Below are 22,365 nucleotides of genomic sequence, written 5' to 3'. Positions count from 1 at the left end.
TCTACAAGCTCCCGAGGAATCCGTTATGCAAAGTGTGAAATATTTAAATTTTAAAACAACACTACTTTGCTTAACGGCATGCATCGCACAGAATTTGTATGCTGAGACGGAAACTCAGGTTTCCACTCAGCAATTACCCACCATCAAAGTGCAAGCAACACGTTCAGATACCAGTTTGCTTCAAACCCCAGCCTCTGTTTATCGCATTGAACAGTCTCAAAATCAAAATAATATCGGCGTGAATCTTACAGAAACACTCAAAGGTGTTCCGGGTCTACAACTCAATAATCGTGAAAATTACGCACAAGATTTACAATTATCAATGCGTGGATTCGGTGCACGCTCAACCTTTGGTGTGCGTGGTATTCGTTTGTATGTAGATGGCATTCCCGCAACCATGCCAGATGGACAAGGTCAAACTTCCAATATTGATTTGTCTAGTTTGGATCATATCGAAGTTTTAGGCGGCCCATTTTCAGCACTTTATGGTAACTCATCTGGTGGGGCGATTTTAACCACAACCAAAGAAGGGCAAGGGCGAGATTCTATTGAATTGGGCTATTCAACAGGCAGTCATAATAAAAATCGTGCTGATGTCGTTTTGCAAGGCGGTTCAGGTCAAGCCAATGAACCAAGTTATGTGGTGAGTACTTCTTACTTTGATACCGATGGTTATCGGGAACATGGTGATGCTCAAAAAGTATTGAGTAATGCAAAGCTTACTTGGAACTTGGATGATGGTTCTAAAATTAACTGGTTAATGAATTATGTGGATATCTCTGCCAATGATCCACAGGGTTTGAGTCAGCAAGAATGGAAAGACAACCCAAAACAAGTTCAAGCAAATGTTTTGAAGTATCAAGTTCGTAAAGATATTCAGCAAGCTCAGACAGGGCTTACATGGTCTAAACCAATCAATGATCATCATGAAATCTATGTCATGGGATATGCAGGGCATCGTGAAGTTACCCAATATCAAGGTATTCCAAATACGGTGCAAAGAAATCCTAATCATGCAGGTGGGGTGATTGATTTTGACCGTGATTATTACGGAGCTGATTTTCGTTGGACTGGGAAAGATATATTGCCGAATACACGCATTAGTCTTGGTTTAGCTGTTGATCAAATGGATGAAGATCGACGCGGTTATGAAAATTTTAAACGAACTTCTGTGAATACTTCTGCAACAGATTATGATTTTGGTAATAAGGGGAATTTACGCCGTGAAGAAAGCAATACACTTTGGAATATCGATCCGTATTTGCAAGCTTCGTGGCAGTTTTTACCTCAAGTTCGATTAGATACAGGCTTACGATATAGCAATGTCCGTTATGAATCTAAAGATCATTATTTAGCAAATGGTGATGATAGTGGTAAAAATAAGTATGATAAATTTTTACCATCAGTAGCGTTATCTTGGGAAATTATTCCCGACTTGACCAGTTATGTCAGTTATGCGAAAGGCTTCGAAACACCTACATTTACCGAAAGTGCTTACCGTTTAGATCCAATTGACCAAAGTCAAATTATTGGTGGAATAAATACCGATTTAAGCCCATCTTCAAGTGATAATTATGAGTTGGGTTTTAAAGCGCAGAATGAATTTGGTTTGTTCACTTTGGCAGGATTTTATACAGAAACGCATGATGATATTGTTTCATATCTCAGCGATACAGGTCGTACAGTTTATAAAAATGCTGATAAAACATTGAGAAAGGGCGTTGAGTTCTCTTGGCAAAATAAGCTTTGGAAAGATTTAACTGCACAGGCGAGCTATAGCTATATTGATGCAAAATTTGATTCTCCATATTCAAACTCAGATGGTTTGGCGATTGAAAAGGGTAATTACATTCCAGGCATTGCGAAGAACCAAGCTTATGTTGCATTAGGTTGGCAACCTGAAGTTGGTTTTAATGCGGGGCTTGATGTACGTTATATGGATAAAATTTATGCCAATGATGCTAACTCTGAATTTGCACCAAGTTATAGTGTGACTTCTGTTAATATTGGTTATTTATGGAAAAATAACGATTGGAAAGTAAGTAGCTATGCACGTGTAGATAATGTTTTTGATAAGGATTATGTCGGTTCAGTAATCGTCAATACATCAGGGTCACAAGGCGTCTATCGTTACTATGAACCTGCGGATGGTTTAAATTGGAGCGCTGGTCTGAGCGTGACTAAGCAATTTTAATAGAAGATGATAAATTTTATAGCGTAAGAGGAAAGTGTGATGTCAGGAAAACAGCCTAAGTTATTTGAGCAAAAATTATTTGAGCAAATCCAGTTCGGATCACTTTCTCTTTGCAATAAAATTATTATTGCACCGATGTGTCAATATTCTGCGACTGATCAAGGTGAAGTCACCTATTGGCATGAGCAACAATGGGCAAATTATGCTTTGTCTGGCGCAGGCTTATGTATTATTGAAGCCACTGCGGTGCAAGCGGAAGGGCGGATCAGTTATGCTGATGTGGGACTTTGGAATGATCAACAACGTGATCAAATCAAAACACTATTAAATAAAGTCAAAACACTTTCACCGATGCCTTTTGCGGTACAGCTTGCACATGCAGGACGTAAAGCATCAACCGATAAGCCGTGGTTGGGTAAAGGACAAATTGCGCCTAATCATGAACACGGTTGGCAGACTGTTTCAGCAAGTCCTGTTGCTTTTAATTCGACGGATATCGCACCGCATGAATTGTCAAAAACTGAAATTAATCAAATTATTCAAGATTTTGCATCCGCGGCAGTCCGTGCTGTGGATGCAGGTTTTTCTTTAATAGAAATCCATGCGGCACATGGTTATTTATTGCATCAATTCATGTCACCATTGTCCAATCAGCGGACAGATGAATATGGTGGCTGTTTAGAAAATCGTCTCAAATTAACGTTAGAAGTTTTTAAAGCCATACGAGATGCTGTGCCACAAGACTATCCAGTCGGTGTGCGTATTTCGGCAACAGATTGGATGGATCATGAAAATGGTTGGAATATTGAGTCGAGTATTGAACTTTCTAAAGCTTTAGCACAATTAGGTGCAGCATATATTCACGTGTCTTCTGGTGGATTACATGCAAATCAAGACATTAAAATTGGGGCAAATTACCAAGTACCTTTTGCTGAACAAATCAAAAAGCAAGTGAATGTTCCAGTAATTGCTGTTGGATTAATTACTGAAGCAGAACAAGCAGAACAGATTTTGCAAAGTGGGCAAGCAGATGCGATCGCACTGGCAAGAGCATTCTTATATGACCCACGTTGGGCATGGCATGCGGCAGCAAAATTAGGTGCTCAAGTCGCTATTGCGCCACAATATTTACGCTGTCAGCCTCATGGATTAAGAGATTTATTTAAAGAATTTTAAATTGATATGCGCTCTGATTATTGCAAAGGAGTAAGTGCTTATTCCTTTAAAGTATTTAAGTTTTGATTCATTCTATTTTAGGATAGAGTTTTATTGTGTTGATAAATTACAGGAAGCTTTAGATGATTTTTTCGGTAATTTTTCCTGTATTTTTCTTATTATTTCTTGGTTTTACTTCTGTCAAAATTGCATTGATTAGCAAAGAGCAAATTACGGCTTTAGGTGCTTTTGTTATCAAAATTGCTTTGCCTGCTTTATTGCTTCACGCGCTTTCTTCTAAAGATTTGCATGAGATTTGGTATCCCTCGTATTTCTTTACTTATATTGGCATCACGGCTTTATTATTTGGTTTGTCATTTTTTATTGGTCAAAAATTCTTTAAAAACTCGTTTACTCATGCTTCGGTTTATTCGTTGGGTGCTTCGATGTCCAATACAGGACTTTTAGGTGCGGCGATTTTAACCCTGCTCATGGGCAATGAAGCCATGGTTTATATTTCTTTGATCGTGATTATTGAAAGTGTATTCCTTGTTCCATTGATGCTGACACTTGCAGAAATAGGGCGACAATGGCAAGCCAATTTATTCTCAATTTTAAAAACGACATTCATTACTTTATTTAAAAATCCGCTCTTTTTATCAGTTCTGATTGGAATGAGTTGTGCCATTTTTAAAATCCAAATTCCACATCTAGTCGATCAAGTGTTTGCAATGATTGGTCAAACTGCATCACCATTGGCTTTATTCATTATTGGTGGGGGAATGGTTGGGTTGAGTATCCAATCTTTTAATTTGCAAACAGTCTATCTCGTCGTCTCTAAAAATATTTGTATGCCAATTTTGGTGTATTTAGGGCTGACTTATTTAACGGATTTAGAACAAAAAATGATTTATGCAGGAACATTGATTGCTGCACTGCCAATGCCGTCAATCTTTGGCATATTTGGGCAGGTTTATGGGGTTAATGAGAAAGCATTAACACCGTTAATGGTGAGTACGCTTTTGGGATTTGTTGTGGTAAGTGGTCTGATTGGTCTTTGGTGGTAGCGAAGATTGAGTTAAAAAAATACTCTCCGTAGAGATAATGCTGATCAGTTAAGCAAAATTATTGGAAAAATTTCTAAAATCTCCCCTAACCCCTCTTTGAGAAAGAGGGGAACTTCTTGTAACTAAAATCATTTTTAGTAATGAAGACCCCCTCCTTTGAAAAAGGAGGGTTGGGGAGGATTTAAAAAACCTTAACTGTCTGGCATTATTCCGTAGAGAGTATTTTTGAAAAGTGTATAAGCTGATTTATTTTTTCGCAGGTGCTTTCGCTACTGGTTTCTTCCCTTGTTCAGCAATCAGCTTATTTACGATTTCTAAAGACTCTTTGGCCTTAGGTACATTACTCTTTGCAAGTTCTGAGAAGATTTTTTTCGCTTCAGGTAGATTTTGATCAATGATATTGCCATTCACCATCATATTACCTACAGCCATCAATGCAGGAATATAACCTTTTTTCGCTAAATTTTGGATTGCAGTAAGCCCTTGGTTAATGAGCGTTGCATTTTTCTTTTTTGCACCTTCGGTGATGTCATACAATGCTTTGGCATGAATGGCTGGAGCAAAGTCTTTTTTCAATAGTGGATCAAGTTTTTGTAAAGCTAGTTTGTCTGAGGCTGGTGTACCTTCTGAAAATAGTAGTACCGCCAATTCCACAGTTGCATCATCGAAACCTTGATTTGATGATTTCTCTAAGAATTCACGCATTTTTTTAGGATCTTTGGGCAAACCGAGTTGACCCACAGCATAACTTTGCGCGAGTACATAACTCGCTACTGGATAGCCTTTTGCTGATGAGTCTTGATAATATTTGAGGGCTTTTGCATCATTTTTTGCTGTGCCTTGTCCAGTTTGAGTGAGATAACCGAGGTTATATAAGGCTTGAGCATTTCCCGCTTTGCCAAGGCGATCTAGCTCTTGAAAAGCAGCAGTGTAATTTTTCGCTTGGATCAATTCCTGTGCTTTGGCAAAAGCAGGATCTACATTTGATTGCGGTGCTTCTGCTGCAAACGCAGAAACACATGAAATGCTAAGTAATGTTGCTAAAAGAATTTTTTTCATTGTGACTATATACCTTGTTTTAATTTCAACACAATTCCATTTTTCGTGAGAGGATATCGTTGAAGACATATTTTATCTTAATTTGAAATTTGTAAATGTAAATATAGCAAATGTGTATGTTGATGTATTTATGTATAAATTAGGAATAAATACCAAGAAATTAAGGATTTTTAAAGATAATTAGGCGTAGAAATAAAGTTAACTACGCTTAATCAATCTGGCTTTTGTTATTTTATTGATTTTAAAAGTGATTCAATTTCTTCAGCATCTCGGACACCAGAGATACGTGAACCATCTTTGAGGAAAAAGGTTGGCGTACCATCTACCTCTAATTTTTTGGCAAGTGCAATATTTTTATCAATTGGTGTGGTACAAGTTTTGACTAAAGCTGGCTGTTTTTTATCAATTAAATAGTCTTGCCATGCTTGATATGCATCTTTAGAGCACCAAATTTGTTGAGCGATTTTCTCGGCATTTGGATGTAATGATTTAATTGGGTATAAGAATAAATAGATCGTCAGGTTATCTATATTTTTCAAGTCTTTTTCAAGATGTTGACAGTAAGGGCAATCTGGGTCGCTGAATAAGTAAATGACTCGTTCACCTTTGCCTTTGACATGCTTAATTGCTTGATTGAGTGGTAAGGATTTGACATCAATCGCAGTTAAAGCACTTTGGCGTTCTTCAGTCAGGTTCTTTTGTGCTTTGAGATCAATCAAATTCCCAACAAAGAAATATTTCGCATCTTCATTGGTATAAACAATACGTCCACCCATATAGACTTCATAAATGTCTTTGATAGGCGTTGTATTTACCGATTTAGCTTCTATTTCAGGATATTGTGTCTTTAGATTTTGTTTGAGTGTTGAAATATCAGCATGGGCAGACGTTATAGAAAATATACTGATTGTGAGGAGGGAGAGCCATTGTTTCATTGGATTACACAGCAAATTAAATTTGAATCATCTTGCCTAATTTGCTGCATTATTCATATTGTTAAAGTGTAGAAATTTAAGAAAGAGAGAATTAAAAATAAGCCTTGCGAATGATAGAAATGCCGATTTGAAATCTAAGTTAAGCATCATTTAGCGCGTATTCAATAACTTTTAAACATTGATCTTGAAGACATACATTTTGAGTTTCATAGTCTTCAAAAAGTTCTTTAATGATAAAAATCTCTAAAAAATATTCATATTTTATGTTGTTACACATGATTGGCTGTGTATCTTCTTTTGTTGTTAATATGGCGTCTGATTCTAAAGCCCAAGGTTGTTCGACATAGAGTATGTCTTCATCAGAATACTCATGGATATTGAGTAAAACTGTAAATAGATTCATTTCAATACCATTTAGATACTCAAAACACGACCAAGTGATTTAAAGTGTACTTTGTCGTGTATGTTTTATTATAGATAGTGTGCGAAGTGCTTACTCAAAAGCGCTGACATCACCGACACCACGTCGAATAATTTCTGGATTAGCACCCGATAAATCAACAATACTTGTCGTTGTCAGCGTACCTAAACCGCTATCAATAAATACATCAATACGCTTTTCTAAAAGTTGTTCAATATCATAAGGGTCATCCATTGGTGCTTCTTGACCTGGTAAAATCAATGTACTGGTCAATAACGGTTCACCTAATTCTTTAAGCAACATTTGACAGACTGGATTACTAGGAACACGTAAACCAATGGTTTTCTTCTTCGGATGCATTAAACGACGAGGTACTTCACTGGTCGCTGGTAAAATATAAGTCGTGACTGCTGGCGTATTGGCTTTCAGTAGACGATACATGGCATTGTCGACTTTGGCATAAGTCGCAATATCAGATAAATCAGCACAAATAATTGCATATTGGTGTTTTGCACCAAGGTCACGGATTTGTGCGATACGTTCCATCGCACTCTTATTTCCAATCTGACAGCCAATTGCGTAGGCTGCATCAGTTGGATAAACCACGACATCACCCGCGCGGATTCTTTCAACTGCTTGGCTGATTAAACGGGGTTGAGGATTGTCAGGATGTACTCTTAAATGCAACATAATGATTTCCTCCTTGATTTATTATGTATTCAATTATCACTTGAGTATAAGGTGTGTTGCAATCATTGTTTTGACTGTTTCATTCTTTAGTCTAATGCATCACGCTGAAATTCATCACTTTGTAATGTTTTGCCACCTCGTGTTACTTCGCAAATACAATCAATAAAATATTTTGCATCCCGCGGAAGATTGACCTCACCACTTAAATATTGTTGTAGTTGTGCATAAACATTGTCTTTGAATGTTGAACCATCACCACCGTCACCAGTTAAATTATCCAGTGATACACGAAATTTACGTCCAAAGGCTTTGGAAAATAACCATTCAATCGCTTGAGGCTTAATTTCAACTTGTTCAAATAAAGCTTGTTGTTCAGCTGTACGACCATCTGGCGCATACCAATAACCTAGATCTGGTAGTAGACGACGCTTATCACCCGCAATGGTCCAATGGCTGATTTCATGCAGTGCACTATTAAAAAAACCATGAGCAAATTGGATGCGCGCAGGGGACTCAGTTGTCGCTGGGAAATATTCTGGTTCAAACTCACCACGAACAAGCGTCACATTTAAGTGGGAAAACCAATCATTAAAGTGTAAGATAAGCCAATCGACCTGTTGAACTTCGGTCTGTAAATTTTCCCAAGCGAAGCGTTGCACTTGGGTGGTGTTTTGAGCAGAATTTGAAGCTAAATGTGTGTCGAACTGTAATGAAGTGGTGACTTCAGGTTGCGGCTGCAACTGATGCATGACTTGTATTACCCAAAAGATCTGTCTAAATAAGTACAAAATTGTATCTTAATCTTTGACAGAGTACCTATGAATTTGTAGAATTGCCGCCTTAATTATGTCAGCAAATACCTTTCCGGCACAGATTGAGCCGTTTAAATGGGCTGAACAAGGCTTTACATGGTCAGGTACACTGCCATTGTCTCGCTTTGTTCGTATTTCCCGTGAAGCTGTTGGATCAATTGATGATCAATTGATCACTATAGACTGTAAGCTATCAATGGATGCGTATCATCGTATCGTTTGGTTAGATGGTCATGTAGAAACAAAAGCACCTATGGAGTGTCAGCGTTGTCTGGATTCTGTAGAAATTCCTTTAGTTTCTGATTTCCATTTGGCTTTAATTGACGATGAGTCACTGATAGAGCGCTTGGATGAGGATGCTGATTTCATCGTACTAGGTGAAAGTGAAGCGACAACAAAGGGTGATTACGTAACGAATACCCCTGCAACTGTTGATTTACTTGCACTTTTAGAAGATGAATTATTATTGTTGATGCCTTTATCTCCCAAGCATGACGTTTGTGAGCATAAGCATCAACCAGCCGTTCAGAACATTGTCGAAGAAAAACGAGATAATCCGTTTGATGTTTTGGCAAGTTTGAAGGGTAAACTTAACTAATTTTTGTGTTATAATCTTAGTTAAGACAACCGAATTTGTTCTGATCCATTTTTTCGATTTGTAAGGAGCCATCATGGCCGTTCAGCAAAACCGTAAAAGTCGCTCTCGCCGTGACATGCGCCGTTCACATGACGCTTTAACCGAGAATGCATTAACTGTAGACCAAACTACGGGTGAAACTCACCGTCGTCACCACGTGACTAAAGATGGTTTCTACCGTGGTCGTCAATTATTCGCTAAAGCAGCTGATGCTGAATAATTGGTGATGCATTAGGCGAAAGCTTAGTGAAAAAAATGGGAGCGAAAGCTCCCTTTTTTTGTTTTAGGATTTTACAAAAGCATTTTTTTTGTTGTATTTCGCAATTAAATTAAATTTTTTTTTCTGTAAAATTGCCGCATCGGAAACGATCAAGATTACATAAAGGACTTTTTATATGTCTGCTAAACGACTCGAACAAGCAGCTCAAGCAACAAAAACTGCATTTTTGTTTCCAGGTCAAGGTTCACAAAAAGTTGGAATGCTGGCTGAACTTGCTGAACAGTTCAGTGGTGTAAAAGAAACCTTTGCTGAAGCTTCAGATGCGATTGGTTTTGATTTGTGGAATATTGCACAAAGTGGTGAAGGTTTAGATCAAACTGAAAATACACAGCCGGTTTTATTGACTGCAAGTATTGCATTATGGCGCGTATGGTTGGATTTGGGTGGTGTTGCACCAAAATACCTAGCGGGTCATTCATTGGGTGAATACAGCGCTTTAGTGGCTGCCAATTCAATGACTTTGGCAGATGCTGTGAAATTGGTGAATTTGCGTGGCAAATTGATGCAATCCGCAGTACCACAAGGTCAAGGCGCAATGGCTGCGATTCTTGGTTTAGAAGATGCAAAAGTATTAGAGCTTTGTGAACAAGCCAATATTCAAGGTCGCGGTTCTGTTGAAGCAGCAAATTACAATGCTCAAGGGCAAGTTGTGATTGCAGGGGATAAAACTTTAGTTGATGCTGTGATGGCAACTGCAAAAGAGAATGGCGGTAAAGCGATTGCCTTGCCTGTCTCTGTCCCATCGCATTGTTCTTTGATGAAGCCTGCGGCTGAACAGTTTGCAGAAGCTTTGGAACAAACTGCCATTGAGCTACCAAGTATTCCTGTAATACAAAATGTCAACGCAGGCATCGCGACAGATGTTGCGCAGTTACGTCAAGCATTGACTGCTCAACTGTACCAATCTGTACAATGGACGCAAACAATGCAATTCCTTCAAGATCAAGGGATTCAATATGTTGCTGAATGTGGTCCAGGCAATGTGTTGGCTAATTTGGCAAAACGTTTACCAAAAATCGAAAAAGCATTTCCATTAGATACACAAAGCCGTATGGAAGATGCACTTAATGCCATTTTAGTGGCTGAAGGGAAAATTGCATGACCAAAGTAGAAAATCAGGAACGTAAAGTTGCATTAGTCACTGGTGCAAGTCGAGGGATTGGCGCCGCTATTGCTCAACAACTCATTCAAGACGGTTTTTTTGTAGTAGGTACAGCAACCTCTGAATCAGGTGCAGAAAAACTATCTACTGCATTTGCTGAAAATGGTGTAGGTGCTGTGCTAGATGTACGTGATGGTGCTGCAATTGATGCCTTGGTATCTGATATTGAACAAAAATATGGTTCAGTATTGGTATTGGTGAACAATGCAGGCATTACCAAAGACAACTTATTGTTGCGTATGTCGGAAGATGATTGGGATGACATTCTCAATATTCACCTTAAAGCAGTGTTCCGTTTATCTAAGCGTGTATTGAAAGGTATGACCAAAGCACGCTTTGGTCGCATTATCAATATCAGCTCTGTGGTGGCTCACTTTGCTAACCCAGGTCAAGCGAACTATTCTGCTGCTAAAGCAGGGATTGAAGCATTCAGTCGTAGCCTTGCAAAAGAAATGGGCAGTCGTCAGATTACTGTAAACAGCATCGCGCCTGGTTTTATTGCAACAGAAATGACTGAGCAGTTAAGCGAAGATATTCGTAAAAAAATGAGCGATCAAGTTGCGTTAAATCGTTTTGGTGAACCGCAAGATATTGCAAATGCAGTAAGTTTCTTGGCTTCTGACAAAGCTAGTTACATTACAGGCACAGTATTACACGTAAATGGTGGTTTATACATGGCGTAATGCGATGTATAAACTTTGAAAAAACTTAATATTCAATTAAACTATCAGGCAATTAAACGCCGCCACAAGCAATGAGGAGAATTCCTGTGAGCGATATCGAACAACGCATTAAACAAGCTGTTGCAGAACAACTAGGTATTAAAGCTGAAGAAATCAAAAACGAAGCATCTTTCATGGATGATTTGGGCGCTGACTCTTTAGATCTAGTAGAACTTGTTATGTCTTTCGAAAATGACTTCGACATCACGATTCCTGATGAAGATTCTAACGAAATCACAACTGTTCAATCTGCTATTGACTACGTAACTAAGAAACTTGGTTAATACGTTGATGGTGTAGCACTTTCGTGTTACATGAAAAGACCACCGTTTCGGTGGTTTTTTTATGTCTGAAATCATATTCAAATCAGAAAAAAGTTTAAAATCAAAAACATTGGTTACATATCGTTACCTTTCTGTCACCAATGACTACGCATTTCAGTATATTTTTTAGCTATAAAAATAGAGTTCTAAATTTTTATAAGGTTGCAGTGAAATATTCGGCGTTCAATTAAAAAAGGTCGGTGAAATATTCATAATTCAATGCAACATTCACAGTACAACAAGTTTTAATAAATAGACGGAGAACATAAATGGGTCTTTTTGATTTTGTTAAAGGCATTGGTAAAAAGAATACAGCGCCAGCAGAGCCACAAGCTGCACCTGCAACACCAACAGAACCTTCAGCGCAAGAGATTGCCAATAAATTATTAGGACATATTAAGTCTTTAGGACTACCTGTAATGGGTTTATCTGTGAGCTATAACGGCGCAACGGATTTGGCGACAGTTTCTGGTCAAGTGCAAACACAGGCGGATAAAGAGAAAATTATTCTTGCTGTAGGTAATATTGATCATGTTGCACAAGTGGATGATCAACTGACAGTGGCTACACCAGAACCTGAAAGTAAGTTCTATACTGTGAAATCAGGCGATAACTTATCTAAAATTTCAAAAGAGTTTTATGGTGATGCGAACCAGTACAACAAAATTTTTGAAGCAAACCGTCCATTGTTAAAAAATGCAGATGATATTTTCCCTGGACAAGTATTACGTATTCCTGCGTAATGGATTGTTGAATAAAAAAGACTCCTTGAAGGGGTCTTTTTTTATGGCTATTCATTTAGATTTTCTATGAAGTTTGGTGGATAGCACTTGGTACATTATTTTTGAGCATAAAAAAGACCACAACAAAGTTGTGATCTAGCGAATGTTGCTTGATGCTTAAAATGTTTTATTTATTCGGCTGTGGTGTTAAACGTAAATAAGGTTTAACCACCGTATAGCCTTTTGGGAAGCGTTCTTTGAGTTCAGTCTCATCTTTAAGGGATGGTACGATCACAACATCTTCACCTTGCTGCCAATTTGCAGGCGTTGCAACTTTATAGTTATCGGTAAGTTGCAAAGAATCGATCACACGTAAAATTTCATGGAAATTACGACCAGTAGATGCTGGATAGGTAATGATTAAGCGGACTTTTTTATTTGGATCAATGATCACCAATGAACGTACTGTGAGTGTTTCACTGGCATTTGGATGAATAAAGTCATATAAGGTAGAAACTTTACGATCTTTGTCAGCCAGAATTGGAAAGTTGACAGTCGTTTCTTGCGTTTCATTGATGTCATTGATCCAACCTTTGTGCGACTCAACATCATCGACTGAAAGTGCAATGGCCTTTACGCCACGTTGTTCAAATTCATCTTTGAGTTTGGCGGTATAACCCAGTTCTGTTGTACATACTGGTGTATAGTCAGCAGGGTGTGAAAATAAAATACCCCAATGATCTCCTAAATAGTCATAGAATTTAATTGTGCCTTGGCTTGAGTCTTGTTCAAAGTCGGGTGCAATATCACCTAATCGTAAAGTCATTTTAAACCTCATATTCATTTAGAAATTGAAAAAATTGTTCGTTATTTAGCTCGTCCTAAATACTATTGCGTAGTTTTTTTATAATTAAAAATAGTGTTTTTTTATTTCTTTATGAAAAAAATAGCTATAAAAAAGTGCAGATGAAAAAAATATAGAATTGAACACGACCTCGCTGTAAATATCGGTTAAATTTGCTACATTAATGCGCCTTAGCTGATACGTGCTAGAACGGGTCGTCAGATTTTTTTGATAGGATTTGTGCAAAACCCTTGTACTTCAAATTTCTACCACCATAATATCGTCTGAGAAAAATTTATTTCACAAAGATTTAGAGAGTTTATATGTTGGCAAGTCTGATCGGGGGAATCTTCGGTACTAAAAACGAGCGCGAACTAAAACGTATGCGTAAAATTGTCGAAAATATCAATGCGCTCGAGCCGACGATATCTGCACTCAGCGATGCAGACTTATCTGCAAAAACTGAAGAATTCAAAGAAAGATATAAGAAAGGCGAGAGTCTAGATAAATTAATGCCAGAAGCGTTTGCGGTGTGTCGTGAGGCTGCAAAACGTGTCATGGGTATGCGTCATTATGATGTACAGCTCATTGGTGGTATTACCTTGCACGAAGGTAAAATTGCAGAGATGCGTACAGGTGAAGGTAAAACCCTGATGGGTACTTTGGCCGTTTATCTCAATGCAATCAGTGAACAAGGTGTTCATGTAATTACCGTCAATGATTATTTGGCACAGCGTGATGCTGAGTTAAACCGTCCTTTGTATGAGTTTTTAGGTTTATCTGTCGGTGTGATTTATTCTATGCAATCGCCGATTGAAAAAGCAGAAGCTTATCAATCAGATATTACTTACGGAACCAACAACGAATTCGGTTTTGACTATCTACGTGACAACATGGTTTTCTCTATGGCAGAGAAAAAACAACGTGGTTTAGTTTATGCGATTATCGATGAGGTCGATTCGATTTTAATCGATGAAGCACGTACTCCATTGATCATTTCTGGTCAAAGTGATGATTCATCACAACTCTATGTGGCAATCAATAGCATTCCTCCGAAGCTACATGCTCAAAAAGAAGAAAAAGTTCCAGATGGTGGACATTTCTGGATTGATGAAAAGCAACGCCAAGTTGAAATGACTGAAGCGGGTTATGAAGCTGTAGAGCAAGAATTGATTCAAATGGGCTTGTTGGCTGAAGGCGAAAGCTTGTATTCACCATCAAACTTAAACCTTGTACATCACGTTTCAGCGGCAATTCGTGCGCATTATTTATATCAACGTAATGTTCACTATATCGTGCATGATGGTGAAGTGATCATTGTCGATGAAAATACAGGTCGTACCATGCCTGGTCGTCGTTGGTCTGAAGGTTTGCACCAAGCGACTGAAGCAAAAGAAGGTTTAGAAGTTCAACCTGAAAACCAAACTTTAGCGACGACAACATTCCAAAACTATTTCCGTTTGTATAAAAAGCTTTCAGGTATGACAGGTACTGCTGATACTGAAGCGGCGGAAATGAAAGAAATTTATGGTTTGGATGTGGTATTGATTCCAACGCATCGTCCAATGATTCGTGTTGATCAAAACGATTTAATTTATTTAAACCGTAATGGTAAATACAACGCAATCATTGAAGAAATTCAAAAAATTCATGAAGCAGGTGTTGCACCAATTTTGATTGGTACGGCAACAATTGAAGCGTCTGAAATTCTTTCTGATAAATTGAAAGAAGCAGGCATTGCTCATGAGGTTTTGAATGCGAAACAACACGAACGTGAAGCCGATATTATCGCTCAAGCTGGTGCGCCACGTGCCGTAACCATTGCAACCAACATGGCCGGTCGTGGTACAGATATTCTGCTTGGTGGTAACTGGAAAGCGTTATTGGCGAAGATTGAAAACCACACAGCCGAAGACGAAGCTCGTCTTAAAGCTGAATGGGAACAAAATAATGAAATGGTGTTAAGTTCAGGTGGTTTACATATCATCGGTTCTGAGCGTCATGAATCACGCCGTATCGACAACCAGTTACGTGGTCGTTCTGGTCGTCAAGGTGACCCTGGTGTTTCACGTTTCTTCTTATCACTTGAAGATGATTTGATGCGTATTTTCGCAGGTGATCGCGTGGTTGGTATGATGCGCGCAATGGGCTTGCAAGAAAACGAAGCCATTGAACATAAAATGGTGTCACGTTCGATTGAAAATGCACAACGTAAAGTTGAAGCACGTAACTTCGATATTCGTAAAAACTTATTGAAATACGATGATGTAAATAACGAACAACGTAAGATTATTTACTCGCAACGTGATGAAATTTTAGAAGAAAGTTCACTTCAAGATTATATTGAAGAAATGCACCGTGAAGTGGCAAAAGGCTTAATTGAAAACTATATTCCACCAGAGTCGATTCATGATCAATGGGATATTAATGGGCTTGAAAATGCATTGCGTGAAGATTTCGGTATAGATTTACCCGTTAACCAATGGTTGGAAGAAGATCGTCGTTTAGATGAAGAAGCTTTGGTTGAACGTATTTCTGATGAAATCGTAGCGCGTTATCGTGATCGTCGTACACAAATGGGCGATGAAACAGCAGTGACACTTGAACGTCATTTCATGTTGGGTTCATTGGATCGTCATTGGAAAGATCATTTGGCGGCAATGGACTATTTACGTCAAGGGATTCATTTACGTGGTTATGCGCAGAAGAACCCTGAGCAAGAATACAAAAAAGAAGCATTCAATTTATTCGTGAATATGTTGGGTGTGATCAAATCTGATGTCGTGACAGATATTTCACGTGTACATATTCCAACACCAGAAGAACTGGCTGAAATGGAAGCGCAACAGCAAGCTCAAGCGGAAGCAATGCGTTTGAACTTCGCACATGATGATATTGATGGGATCAGTGGTTCGGATGAAGTGATTGATGCAAAATTTGCAGAAACTGAAACAGTACCAGTGCCAGAAAGCCGTAATGCACCATGTCCATGTGGTTCAGGTTTGAAATATAAACAGTGTCACGGCAAGATCTAAATTTTTTGATATTTTCAAAGATATTTTAGAAAGTGGGAAAAGCAGGACAAATGTTCTGCTTTTTTTACAAGATATTACAGTAGGTTAATTTTCATTGCAGTAAAAGCAATTAAATGGTATTAACTTGCACAATTGATTTGATTCACTGGAATGACGACAATGACAAAATTATTAAAACCTTTATTTATTGCAACGCTAGCTGTTCCTGCTTTAGCATTTGCTGATACGGCTCCACAAACAACCACTGTAGAAAAAGTTCAAGCGGCGACTGGTGCGGTTTCTGCACAAGCTGAAGTTAAAAATGATACAACAACAGTGATCAGCCCACGCACAGGCATTCGTTATACTTTAGGTAATACAGGAGGTCGTCCGATTATCCTGAAAACTGCAGCGATTGCAGCAGTTACACCTGCGACGATTAATCGTGTAGTTGCGACAAATCCAGCATTGTCAGCATCAAGTCAAGAAAAAGTAAAACAAGCTTTGATTGGTGTGGATGCAACAACAGCGGCAGCAGTTGCACCAGCTACAGCTCAGTAATGATTTCAATGCTGTGTCATTGAGAATAATTTTATGCTAAAAGCATGAAAAGCCAGTATATTTACTGGCTTTTTTAATTTTATATTTAAATCAATAAGAATTTCTTATCGTATAAATAAATAAGCATTTTAATAAGCTCGATTTTTATCGAGAATTCTAATAAGCTGTGTTTTCAAATTAATTCTGTGGACATTTAAAAATGGCTGTTGGTGACGTGTCTATGCCGCAAATGCATGCGGTAAAAGGTGTAAAAATTGGCTCTGCTGAGGCGTATGTACGTTACCCGAATCGACGAGATTTAGTGATTTTTGAATTTGCTCAAGGCACCAATGTTGCGGGTGTTTTTACCCAAAACGCATTTTGTGCCGCACCTGTGCATGTTTCTAAAAAGCATTTGCAAATGGGCAATCCACGCTATTTAGTCATTAACACAGGCAATGCCAATGCAGGTACAGGCAAGCTAGGCATGGAAAATGCTGAAGCGACTTGTTCTAAACTTGCTGAATTGGCAGGTGTACAAGCTTTTGAAGTTTTACCATTTTCAACAGGTGTGATTGGTGAACAACTGCCAATCGAGCGTTTAACACAAGGTTTACAACCTGCTTTAAGTTCATTAAATGAAAGCGCGTGGGCGGATGCTGCAACGGGCATTATGACCACTGATACCACCCCTAAAGGCGCTTCTGAGCAGTTTGAACTGGATGGTATCACGTATACCATGACGGGTATTTCTAAAGGCGCAGGTATGATCCGCCCGAATATGGCGACAATGCTTGGTTTCGTGGCAACGGATGCACCGATTTCACGTGAATTGACACAGTTGATGTTAAAAACTGCGGTAGAGCAATCATTTAACCGTATTACCATTGATGGCGATACATCAACCAATGATTCATGTATTTTTGCTGCAACTGGGCTTGCGGGTGGTACAGAAATCCAATCTGTAGATGATGCTCGCTATGACGATGTCTTAGAAGTATTAGTCCGTGTGATGAAGCGTTTGGCACAACTTATTGTCCGTGATGGTGAGGGTGCAACTAAATTTATGACTGTTGCTGTCGAAGGTGGTAATAATACCCAAGAATGTTGTGATATCGCTTATAGCATTGCGCATTCGCCATTGGTTAAAACCGCATTTTTTGCATCTGATCCAAACTGGGGACGTATTCTTGCTGCGATTGGTTATGCGGGTGTCAAAGATTTAGATGTAGAGAAAATCCAAGTTTGGTTGGATGATGTGCAAATCTGTAAAGATGGTGGCGCTGCTGCGGACTATACCGAAGAAGCGGGTGCTAAAGTGATGGCGCAGACAGAAATTACTATTCGTGTGGATTTAGGGCGTGGACAGGCTAAAGACACGGTTTATACCTGTGACCTGTCATATGACTATGTCAAAATCAATGCAGACTATCGTTCTTAATTTTACATTTTAAAAACAGAGCCTCATTCGTGAGGCTTTTTTATAACGGTGTATTTTCACAAAAACATTTTTCGTGGTGAATTTGTGTGCGATAAAAAGTACAATTAATTCACAAATGTGTAGACGCTAGCAAGACGCCAGCGACAAGGAAAGAGAAGACCTCTTATGAATGATGCGAATAACTTAATTGCCAACGAAGCGAAGTCGATTGTGCAAGCGCATTTAGATCGTTTAGGTGAGCCAAAGGACAATAGTTTAAGTCCTGAGCTGAAACAGCAGAAATTTGAACAAATCAAAGCAGAATTACAAAAGCGTAATGCTGTATTGGTTGCACATTATTATTGTGATCCTGAAGTGCAAGAGCTTGCTGAGGCGACTGGTGGCTGTGTTTCGGATTCGTTAGAAATGGCGCGTTTTGGGCGTGATCATGAGGCGTCGACACTGGTTGTTGCAGGTGTGAAATTTATGGGAGAAACATCGAAAATTCTTTCTCCTGAAAAAACAGTACTGATGCCAACTCTAGAGGCGACTTGCTCGCTTGATCTTGGTTGCCCTGTAGATGAGTTTACAGCGTTCTGTGATGCACATCCAGATTATACAGTGGTGGTCTATGCCAATACGTCTGCTGCTGTTAAAGCACGAGCGGATTGGGTAGTCACATCAAGCTGTGCAGTTGAAATTGTTGAGCACCTTGATAGCCTAGGTGAAAAAATCATTTGGGCACCAGATCAACATCTTGGACGTTATATTCAAAAGAAAACTGGCGCAGATATGTTGCTTTGGGATGGTTCATGTATCGTACATGAAGAGTTCCGTGCACGTGGTATTGAAAATATGCGTGCGTTATATCCAAATGCTGCAGTGTTGGTTCATCCAGAGTCGCCAGAGTCTGTGATTGATATTGCAGATGCAGTAGGGAGTACTTCACAGCTGATTAAAGCTGCACAAACACTTCCTCACGATACCTTAATCGTCGCGACAGATCGTGGTATTTTCTACAAGATGCAGCAAGCTGTACCAAACAAAACCTTAATTGAGGCGCCAACAGCAGGGGAAGGTGCAACATGCCGTTCTTGCGCACACTGTCCATGGATGGCGATGAATGAGCTAGATGGCATTTTGGACGTTTTGCAAAAGGGTGATCAAGAAATATTCGTAGATCCTGCATTGGCACTACGTGCTAAATTGCCTTTAGACCGTATGTTGAACTTCAGTGCACAATTAAAACGTTAAAATCGTATAAAAAACATCTGAAATGCTTGATAAATATACATTTGACGTGTTTTTTTAACTTTTTTTCAATATAGGTGTTGACGTCTAAGGGCGTCACGCCTAGAATGCACACCGTACCGAACGACAAGTTCGATACAAAAGCTGAGATGAACGGAGCATAGCACAGCCTGGTAGTGCACCTGGTTTGGGACCAGGGGGTCGTAGGTTCGAATCCTACTGCTCCGACCAATTCTTCAAGGCAAGGTAATTTATGATATTTATATCATTGTTCTGCGCCTGTAGCTCAGTTGGATAGAGCATCCGCCTTCTAAGCGGATGGTCACAGGTTCGAATCCTGTCAGGCGCACCAAAGCTTGATATTATAGATCCTGAAAACTTAATGTGACGGTGGATGTAGCTCAGTTGGTAGAGCCCCGGATTGTGATTCCGGTTGTCGTGGGTTCGAGCCCCATCATTCACCCCAATTAATTAAGTTGTTTGTGAGACGGAGCATAGCACAGCCTGGTAGTGCACCTGGTTTGGGACCAGGGGGTCGTAGGTTCGAATCCTACTGCTCCGACCATTTAAGCTAACCCATGATGAAAAGCTTAAATAATAAATTATCCGCTTAAATGCGGTTTTTTTATGTCTGAAATTTGCGACTATAAAACTATAATTCAAAAAACTTTAGAATATAAAAAAACCTCCGAAGAGGTCTTTTTAATGGAAATGATTTATTGGTTAAGGAACAATGATCACAGCTACACGTCTATTTTCTGCTTTATGTTCTTCTGTGTCATTTGGTTTGATAGGTTGTTCAGCACCTTTACCTACGACTTGAATATTTTGTGGTTTAAATTTTTGCTCAATAAAAATATTAGAAACGTTTTGTGCACGAACTTCAGACAATTTTAAATTATATTCAGCAGCACCGACATTATCGGTATGACCAACCACTTTAAGCTTATTGAGATTGTACTTGTTCAATTGATTGGCTAAGCGAATGATTTCAGTTTGATGTTCAGGTTTAATATCGGATTCATTAAAACCAAATAATAAACGCTCAGGTAATCCTAAACTCCAACCCTCATCAGTCAGTACAAAGCCTTCTTTTTTCACGGCTTTGGCTTGTTTATAACTCAGTCCACCCAAATTCATACATCCAGAAAGTACTAGGCAGAGTAGCGCAAGTATAGAGAGTTGCACATTTTTAAACGTCATAAGAACCCCGAATATTGAGAATGGTAAATAAAAAATTAAGAATGGTAAATAAACCAGTGATGTTGCAAAGATTTTGCTTTATACATTGCTTGATCTGCTTGAGAAATGAGATCCTCAGGACTCGAAGCTTGAGTTGAGATTGCAATCCCTAAACTAAAACTAAATGCAATTGCTTGTTCCTTATAGATCAAAGGTTCTTCACAACATTTAATTAGGTTTTCTGCAATCGAAATGAGGTGCTCAACTTTAGAAATTGAGCGCAAAATAATGGCGAATTCATCGCCTGCAAGCCGTGCAACAAAATCATTTTGACGAATATGGCGCTTAAGACGATTAGACATTTCCTTTAACACTTCGTCACCGACTAAATGTCCATATTGGTCATTAATTGCTTTGAAGTTGTTATTGTCAATAAAAACGAGCGCGAGATTTTGACGCTGATTTGGATCTTCAAATAAATTACATAATACTTGATAAAAATAACTGCGATTGGGTAGTTGGGTTAAATGGTCATGCTGTACTTGATAGGAGAGCGCATTATTCTCATTTTGTAAGTGTGTATGCCATGTTTGGATTTCATCTAATAATTGATTGAATGTTCCATTGAGCTCTTGGAATTCTTTAATATCACTTTGAGGGAAACGTAAATTATAGGCTTTTTGCTGTTTTAAAAGCTGCGCAATCTGAATTAAGGGTGAAAAAGATTCCATAATATGGCGATAGGTTAAATTGACCGACCACCAGACTGCAAAAATCATAAACAACATCCCAAATGCTAAGCCAATAAAAATTTTGATAATAAACATCAAAATCTCATTAGAGCTTCCATAAAGAATAACTTGACCAACCAATTGTCCTTGGTGTTGGACTTTTAACTTGATCGGTTCTTTTAAGAAAAATTGATCGAAAATCTTTTGAATATAAGAATAATGCTCGGCATTTTTTAAACTTTCAGCAACTTTATTGCCTTTCATGTCATACACTTCAATCAAACGAACTGAATGTTGAAAGGTGTATTCATTAATAATTTGTGAAATTGTGATTTTATCTGAAAAGACCAGTGCGGGTTGCACACGTTCAGAAACAGTACGGCTGATCAATAGTAGATTCTGTTTAGCATAGGATTCAACGGTAAATACTGAAATAGTGACAAATGTTGAAGTGCATATAAATAAGGTAATCGCAAAGATCGTAAATTGGGACTTACGAAATAAAGTTTGTAATGAGGTTGATTTAAATAGATTCAGAATCATGTTGTCATCCTGAATTCTTTGCGAGCAATAAAACTCGCGGATCAATATGTACTTTAGATTGAGCTAAGCTATCTAAATTCACTTTAAAAATAGTATTCCCAGCTTTATTGGTAGAAAGGCAGAAAACACTCCCTATTTCACATTCGAGATTACTAGAGCTGAATGATAAAATTAATGGGTTGAGGGACTTATTTATCAGTAATTGTTCAGTTTGTGCAGAGGTATTGGAAAAAAATACAGCATCACAATGTTGATTTTTCAATTCGGAAGAATGTATTGCACTGACATTAAACAGGGATTTATTGGGTTTTATATAGTTGGAAAATTGGTTGGCATAAGTAGGGTTGTCAACAACACACAATTCAGGGTTTGGATTCTTTAATTTTGCATAACTTAAAATAGAAAGCGTCATTGTAAAAATATTATGTGACGAATCAGCCAAGGAGTAGTTGCTACAAAAGAGCAAAACCCCTAAACAGAAAGCTTTTCTATTTATTAAATGGACCATATTCGAATTAATTTATTGGACATTAACTTACATGGAGTAGTTTAAAGAAAAAATACAAATATAAATAGGTTAAAATTTGAATAATTATGCTTTAAATCACGTTAAATTGATTAAATAAAAAACAATTAATAAATAAAATTAAAAATAAATTCC

At 38.4% G+C, this 22,365-nt stretch carries 22 protein-coding genes and 4 tRNA genes; 17 read left to right on the top strand and 9 right to left on the bottom strand.

All coding sequences use genetic code 11. From position 1 onward, the window contains the following. The first annotated feature begins 25 nt into the window (after nucleotides 1-25). From EXE09_RS02965 to EXE09_RS02955, 3 genes are all read left to right on the top strand, one after another. A complete protein-coding gene (locus tag EXE09_RS02965; RefSeq protein ID WP_130116299.1) occupies nucleotides 26-2,194 on the top strand; it encodes a TonB-dependent receptor in 2,169 nt (722 codons plus the stop codon). A gap of 39 nt (nucleotides 2,195-2,233) precedes the next feature. Beyond that, nucleotides 2,234-3,370 (top strand): NADH:flavin oxidoreductase/NADH oxidase, encoded by a 1,137-nt coding sequence (locus EXE09_RS02960; RefSeq protein WP_130116298.1) that lies wholly within the window; start codon nucleotides 2,234-2,236, stop codon nucleotides 3,368-3,370. A gap of 122 nt (nucleotides 3,371-3,492) precedes the next feature. Beyond that, entirely contained in the window at nucleotides 3,493-4,416 is a 924-nt protein-coding gene (locus EXE09_RS02955) for an AEC family transporter (protein ID WP_130116297.1), read from the top strand. 246 nt (nucleotides 4,417-4,662) lie between these two features. Here the strand turns inward: EXE09_RS02955 and EXE09_RS02950 are convergent, their stop codons facing one another. From EXE09_RS02950 to EXE09_RS02930, 5 genes are all read right to left on the bottom strand, one after another. Then, nucleotides 4,663-5,475 (bottom strand): tetratricopeptide repeat protein, encoded by an 813-nt coding sequence (locus EXE09_RS02950; protein ID WP_068972916.1) that lies wholly within the window; start codon nucleotides 5,473-5,475, stop codon nucleotides 4,663-4,665. A 227-nt stretch (nucleotides 5,476-5,702) separates the two neighbouring features. Continuing rightward, nucleotides 5,703-6,410, bottom strand: a complete 708-nt coding sequence (locus EXE09_RS02945) for a DsbC family protein (RefSeq protein ID WP_130116296.1) — start codon at nucleotides 6,408-6,410, stop codon at nucleotides 5,703-5,705. 139 nt (nucleotides 6,411-6,549) lie between these two features. Beyond that, nucleotides 6,550-6,813, bottom strand: coding sequence for a hypothetical protein (locus EXE09_RS02940; protein WP_087552668.1), 264 nt, complete (start codon nucleotides 6,811-6,813; stop codon nucleotides 6,550-6,552). Between the two features lie 90 nt (nucleotides 6,814-6,903). Next, nucleotides 6,904-7,521, bottom strand: coding sequence for an L-threonylcarbamoyladenylate synthase (locus tag EXE09_RS02935; protein ID WP_130116295.1), 618 nt, complete (start codon nucleotides 7,519-7,521; stop codon nucleotides 6,904-6,906). A gap of 86 nt (nucleotides 7,522-7,607) precedes the next feature. Next, nucleotides 7,608-8,270 (bottom strand): elongation factor P hydroxylase, encoded by a 663-nt coding sequence (locus tag EXE09_RS02930; protein ID WP_130116294.1) that lies wholly within the window; start codon nucleotides 8,268-8,270, stop codon nucleotides 7,608-7,610. A gap of 97 nt (nucleotides 8,271-8,367) precedes the next feature. Between EXE09_RS02930 and EXE09_RS02925 the strand changes: the two genes are divergently transcribed. The 6 genes from EXE09_RS02925 to lysM all read left to right on the top strand — a co-directional run bounded on the left by EXE09_RS02925 (nucleotide 8,368) and on the right by lysM (nucleotide 12,200). Beyond that, nucleotides 8,368-8,931 carry a YceD family protein gene (locus EXE09_RS02925; protein ID WP_130116293.1) on the top strand — a complete coding sequence of 188 codons (564 nt, stop codon included), beginning with the start codon at nucleotides 8,368-8,370 and terminating at the stop codon, nucleotides 8,929-8,931. A 73-nt stretch (nucleotides 8,932-9,004) separates the two neighbouring features. Further along, nucleotides 9,005-9,190, top strand: coding sequence for a 50S ribosomal protein L32 (gene rpmF / locus EXE09_RS02920; RefSeq protein WP_004723964.1), 186 nt, complete (start codon nucleotides 9,005-9,007; stop codon nucleotides 9,188-9,190). 175 nt (nucleotides 9,191-9,365) lie between these two features. Further along, nucleotides 9,366-10,352, top strand: a complete 987-nt coding sequence (gene fabD, locus EXE09_RS02915) for an ACP S-malonyltransferase (protein WP_087552665.1) — start codon at nucleotides 9,366-9,368, stop codon at nucleotides 10,350-10,352. Beyond that, complete coding sequence (gene fabG, locus EXE09_RS02910; protein WP_130116292.1) at nucleotides 10,349-11,095, top strand: 3-oxoacyl-ACP reductase FabG; 747 nt, start codon at nucleotides 10,349-10,351, stop codon at nucleotides 11,093-11,095. Before fabD ends, fabG begins: the two co-directional genes overlap by 4 nt. Before the next feature lie 86 nt (nucleotides 11,096-11,181). Further along, nucleotides 11,182-11,418 carry an acyl carrier protein gene (gene acpP, locus EXE09_RS02905; protein WP_004723957.1) on the top strand — a complete coding sequence of 79 codons (237 nt, stop codon included), beginning with the start codon at nucleotides 11,182-11,184 and terminating at the stop codon, nucleotides 11,416-11,418. A 308-nt stretch (nucleotides 11,419-11,726) separates the two neighbouring features. Next, the gene (gene lysM, locus EXE09_RS02900; RefSeq protein ID WP_130116291.1) at nucleotides 11,727-12,200 is read left to right on the top strand and encodes a peptidoglycan-binding protein LysM; all 474 of its coding nucleotides are present in this window, start codon (nucleotides 11,727-11,729) and stop codon (nucleotides 12,198-12,200) included. A gap of 166 nt (nucleotides 12,201-12,366) precedes the next feature. Here the strand turns inward: lysM and EXE09_RS02895 are convergent, their stop codons facing one another. After that, nucleotides 12,367-13,005 carry a peroxiredoxin gene (locus EXE09_RS02895; protein WP_130116290.1) on the bottom strand — a complete coding sequence of 213 codons (639 nt, stop codon included), beginning with the start codon at nucleotides 13,003-13,005 and terminating at the stop codon, nucleotides 12,367-12,369. Between the two features lie 341 nt (nucleotides 13,006-13,346). Here EXE09_RS02895 and secA point away from each other — a divergent pair, with 341 nt between their 5' ends. The 8 genes from secA to EXE09_RS02855 all read left to right on the top strand — a co-directional run bounded on the left by secA (nucleotide 13,347) and on the right by EXE09_RS02855 (nucleotide 19,813). Continuing rightward, entirely contained in the window at nucleotides 13,347-16,058 is a 2,712-nt protein-coding gene (gene secA, locus EXE09_RS02890; RefSeq protein WP_130116289.1) for a preprotein translocase subunit SecA, read from the top strand. Nucleotides 16,059-16,217: 159 nt separating this feature from the next. Continuing rightward, a complete protein-coding gene (locus EXE09_RS02885; RefSeq protein WP_068972927.1) occupies nucleotides 16,218-16,598 on the top strand; it encodes a hypothetical protein in 381 nt (126 codons plus the stop codon). A gap of 199 nt (nucleotides 16,599-16,797) precedes the next feature. Further along, nucleotides 16,798-18,018 (top strand): bifunctional glutamate N-acetyltransferase/amino-acid acetyltransferase ArgJ, encoded by a 1,221-nt coding sequence (argJ, locus tag EXE09_RS02880; RefSeq protein WP_130116288.1) that lies wholly within the window; start codon nucleotides 16,798-16,800, stop codon nucleotides 18,016-18,018. A gap of 165 nt (nucleotides 18,019-18,183) precedes the next feature. After that, a complete protein-coding gene (nadA, locus tag EXE09_RS02875) occupies nucleotides 18,184-19,251 on the top strand; it encodes a quinolinate synthase NadA (protein ID WP_130116287.1) in 1,068 nt (355 codons plus the stop codon). Between the two features lie 151 nt (nucleotides 19,252-19,402). Next, nucleotides 19,403-19,479: transfer RNA gene (locus EXE09_RS02870), tRNA-Pro, on the top strand. Nucleotides 19,480-19,523: 44 nt separating this feature from the next. Continuing rightward, nucleotides 19,524-19,600: transfer RNA gene (locus EXE09_RS02865), tRNA-Arg, on the top strand. Between the two features lie 38 nt (nucleotides 19,601-19,638). Beyond that, nucleotides 19,639-19,714: transfer RNA gene (locus tag EXE09_RS02860), tRNA-His, on the top strand. A gap of 22 nt (nucleotides 19,715-19,736) precedes the next feature. Then, nucleotides 19,737-19,813, top strand: a tRNA-Pro gene (locus tag EXE09_RS02855). 158 nt (nucleotides 19,814-19,971) lie between these two features. On the opposite strand, the gene EXE09_RS02850 is transcribed toward EXE09_RS02855, so the two are convergent. The 3 genes from EXE09_RS02850 to EXE09_RS02840 are packed head-to-tail and all read right to left on the bottom strand — an operon-like array spanning nucleotide 19,972 to nucleotide 22,212. Then, nucleotides 19,972-20,451, bottom strand: a complete 480-nt coding sequence (locus EXE09_RS02850; RefSeq protein WP_130116286.1) for an OmpA family protein — start codon at nucleotides 20,449-20,451, stop codon at nucleotides 19,972-19,974. Between the two features lie 35 nt (nucleotides 20,452-20,486). Further along, a complete protein-coding gene (locus tag EXE09_RS02845; protein ID WP_130116285.1) occupies nucleotides 20,487-21,704 on the bottom strand; it encodes a sensor domain-containing diguanylate cyclase in 1,218 nt (405 codons plus the stop codon). A 4-nt stretch (nucleotides 21,705-21,708) separates the two neighbouring features. Continuing rightward, nucleotides 21,709-22,212, bottom strand: coding sequence for a YfiR family protein (locus EXE09_RS02840; protein WP_130114314.1), 504 nt, complete (start codon nucleotides 22,210-22,212; stop codon nucleotides 21,709-21,711). Nucleotides 22,213-22,365: the final 153 nt, after the last annotated feature.

The sequence above is a fragment of the Acinetobacter sp. WCHAc060025 genome, assembly GCF_004209355.1.
In the GTDB taxonomy this organism is placed as follows: domain Bacteria; phylum Pseudomonadota; class Gammaproteobacteria; order Pseudomonadales; family Moraxellaceae; genus Acinetobacter; species Acinetobacter wuhouensis.
This window is presented reverse-complemented; position numbering and strand designations above follow the sequence as displayed.

Excerpts from the sequence above, each read along its gene's own strand:
- EXE09_RS02850 (WP_130116286.1), bottom strand. The coding sequence starts at position 20,451 with ATGACGTTTAAAAATGTGCAACTCTCTATACTTGCGCTACTCTGCCTA.
- nadA (WP_130116287.1), top strand. The coding sequence starts at position 18,184 with ATGAATGATGCGAATAACTTAATTGCCAACGAAGCGAAGTCGATTGTG.
- EXE09_RS02960 (WP_130116298.1), top strand. The coding sequence starts at position 2,234 with ATGTCAGGAAAACAGCCTAAGTTATTTGAGCAAAAATTATTTGAGCAA.
- EXE09_RS02895 (WP_130116290.1), bottom strand. The coding sequence starts at position 13,005 with ATGACTTTACGATTAGGTGATATTGCACCCGACTTTGAACAAGACTCA.
- fabD (WP_087552665.1), top strand. The coding sequence starts at position 9,366 with ATGTCTGCTAAACGACTCGAACAAGCAGCTCAAGCAACAAAAACTGCA.
- EXE09_RS02845 (WP_130116285.1), bottom strand. The coding sequence starts at position 21,704 with ATGATTCTGAATCTATTTAAATCAACCTCATTACAAACTTTATTTCGT.
- EXE09_RS02955 (WP_130116297.1), top strand. The coding sequence starts at position 3,493 with ATGATTTTTTCGGTAATTTTTCCTGTATTTTTCTTATTATTTCTTGGT.
- EXE09_RS02950 (WP_068972916.1), bottom strand. The coding sequence starts at position 5,475 with ATGAAAAAAATTCTTTTAGCAACATTACTTAGCATTTCATGTGTTTCT.
- EXE09_RS02930 (WP_130116294.1), bottom strand. The coding sequence starts at position 8,270 with ATGCATCAGTTGCAGCCGCAACCTGAAGTCACCACTTCATTACAGTTC.
- lysM (WP_130116291.1), top strand. The coding sequence starts at position 11,727 with ATGGGTCTTTTTGATTTTGTTAAAGGCATTGGTAAAAAGAATACAGCG.
- fabG (WP_130116292.1), top strand. The coding sequence starts at position 10,349 with ATGACCAAAGTAGAAAATCAGGAACGTAAAGTTGCATTAGTCACTGGT.
- EXE09_RS02840 (WP_130114314.1), bottom strand. The coding sequence starts at position 22,212 with ATGGTCCATTTAATAAATAGAAAAGCTTTCTGTTTAGGGGTTTTGCTC.
- rpmF (WP_004723964.1), top strand. The coding sequence starts at position 9,005 with ATGGCCGTTCAGCAAAACCGTAAAAGTCGCTCTCGCCGTGACATGCGC.
- EXE09_RS02925 (WP_130116293.1), top strand. The coding sequence starts at position 8,368 with ATGTCAGCAAATACCTTTCCGGCACAGATTGAGCCGTTTAAATGGGCT.
- EXE09_RS02965 (WP_130116299.1), top strand. The coding sequence starts at position 26 with ATGCAAAGTGTGAAATATTTAAATTTTAAAACAACACTACTTTGCTTA.
- secA (WP_130116289.1), top strand. The coding sequence starts at position 13,347 with ATGTTGGCAAGTCTGATCGGGGGAATCTTCGGTACTAAAAACGAGCGC.
- EXE09_RS02885 (WP_068972927.1), top strand. The coding sequence starts at position 16,218 with ATGACAAAATTATTAAAACCTTTATTTATTGCAACGCTAGCTGTTCCT.
- EXE09_RS02945 (WP_130116296.1), bottom strand. The coding sequence starts at position 6,410 with ATGAAACAATGGCTCTCCCTCCTCACAATCAGTATATTTTCTATAACG.
- EXE09_RS02940 (WP_087552668.1), bottom strand. The coding sequence starts at position 6,813 with ATGAATCTATTTACAGTTTTACTCAATATCCATGAGTATTCTGATGAA.
- argJ (WP_130116288.1), top strand. The coding sequence starts at position 16,798 with ATGGCTGTTGGTGACGTGTCTATGCCGCAAATGCATGCGGTAAAAGGT.
- EXE09_RS02935 (WP_130116295.1), bottom strand. The coding sequence starts at position 7,521 with ATGTTGCATTTAAGAGTACATCCTGACAATCCTCAACCCCGTTTAATC.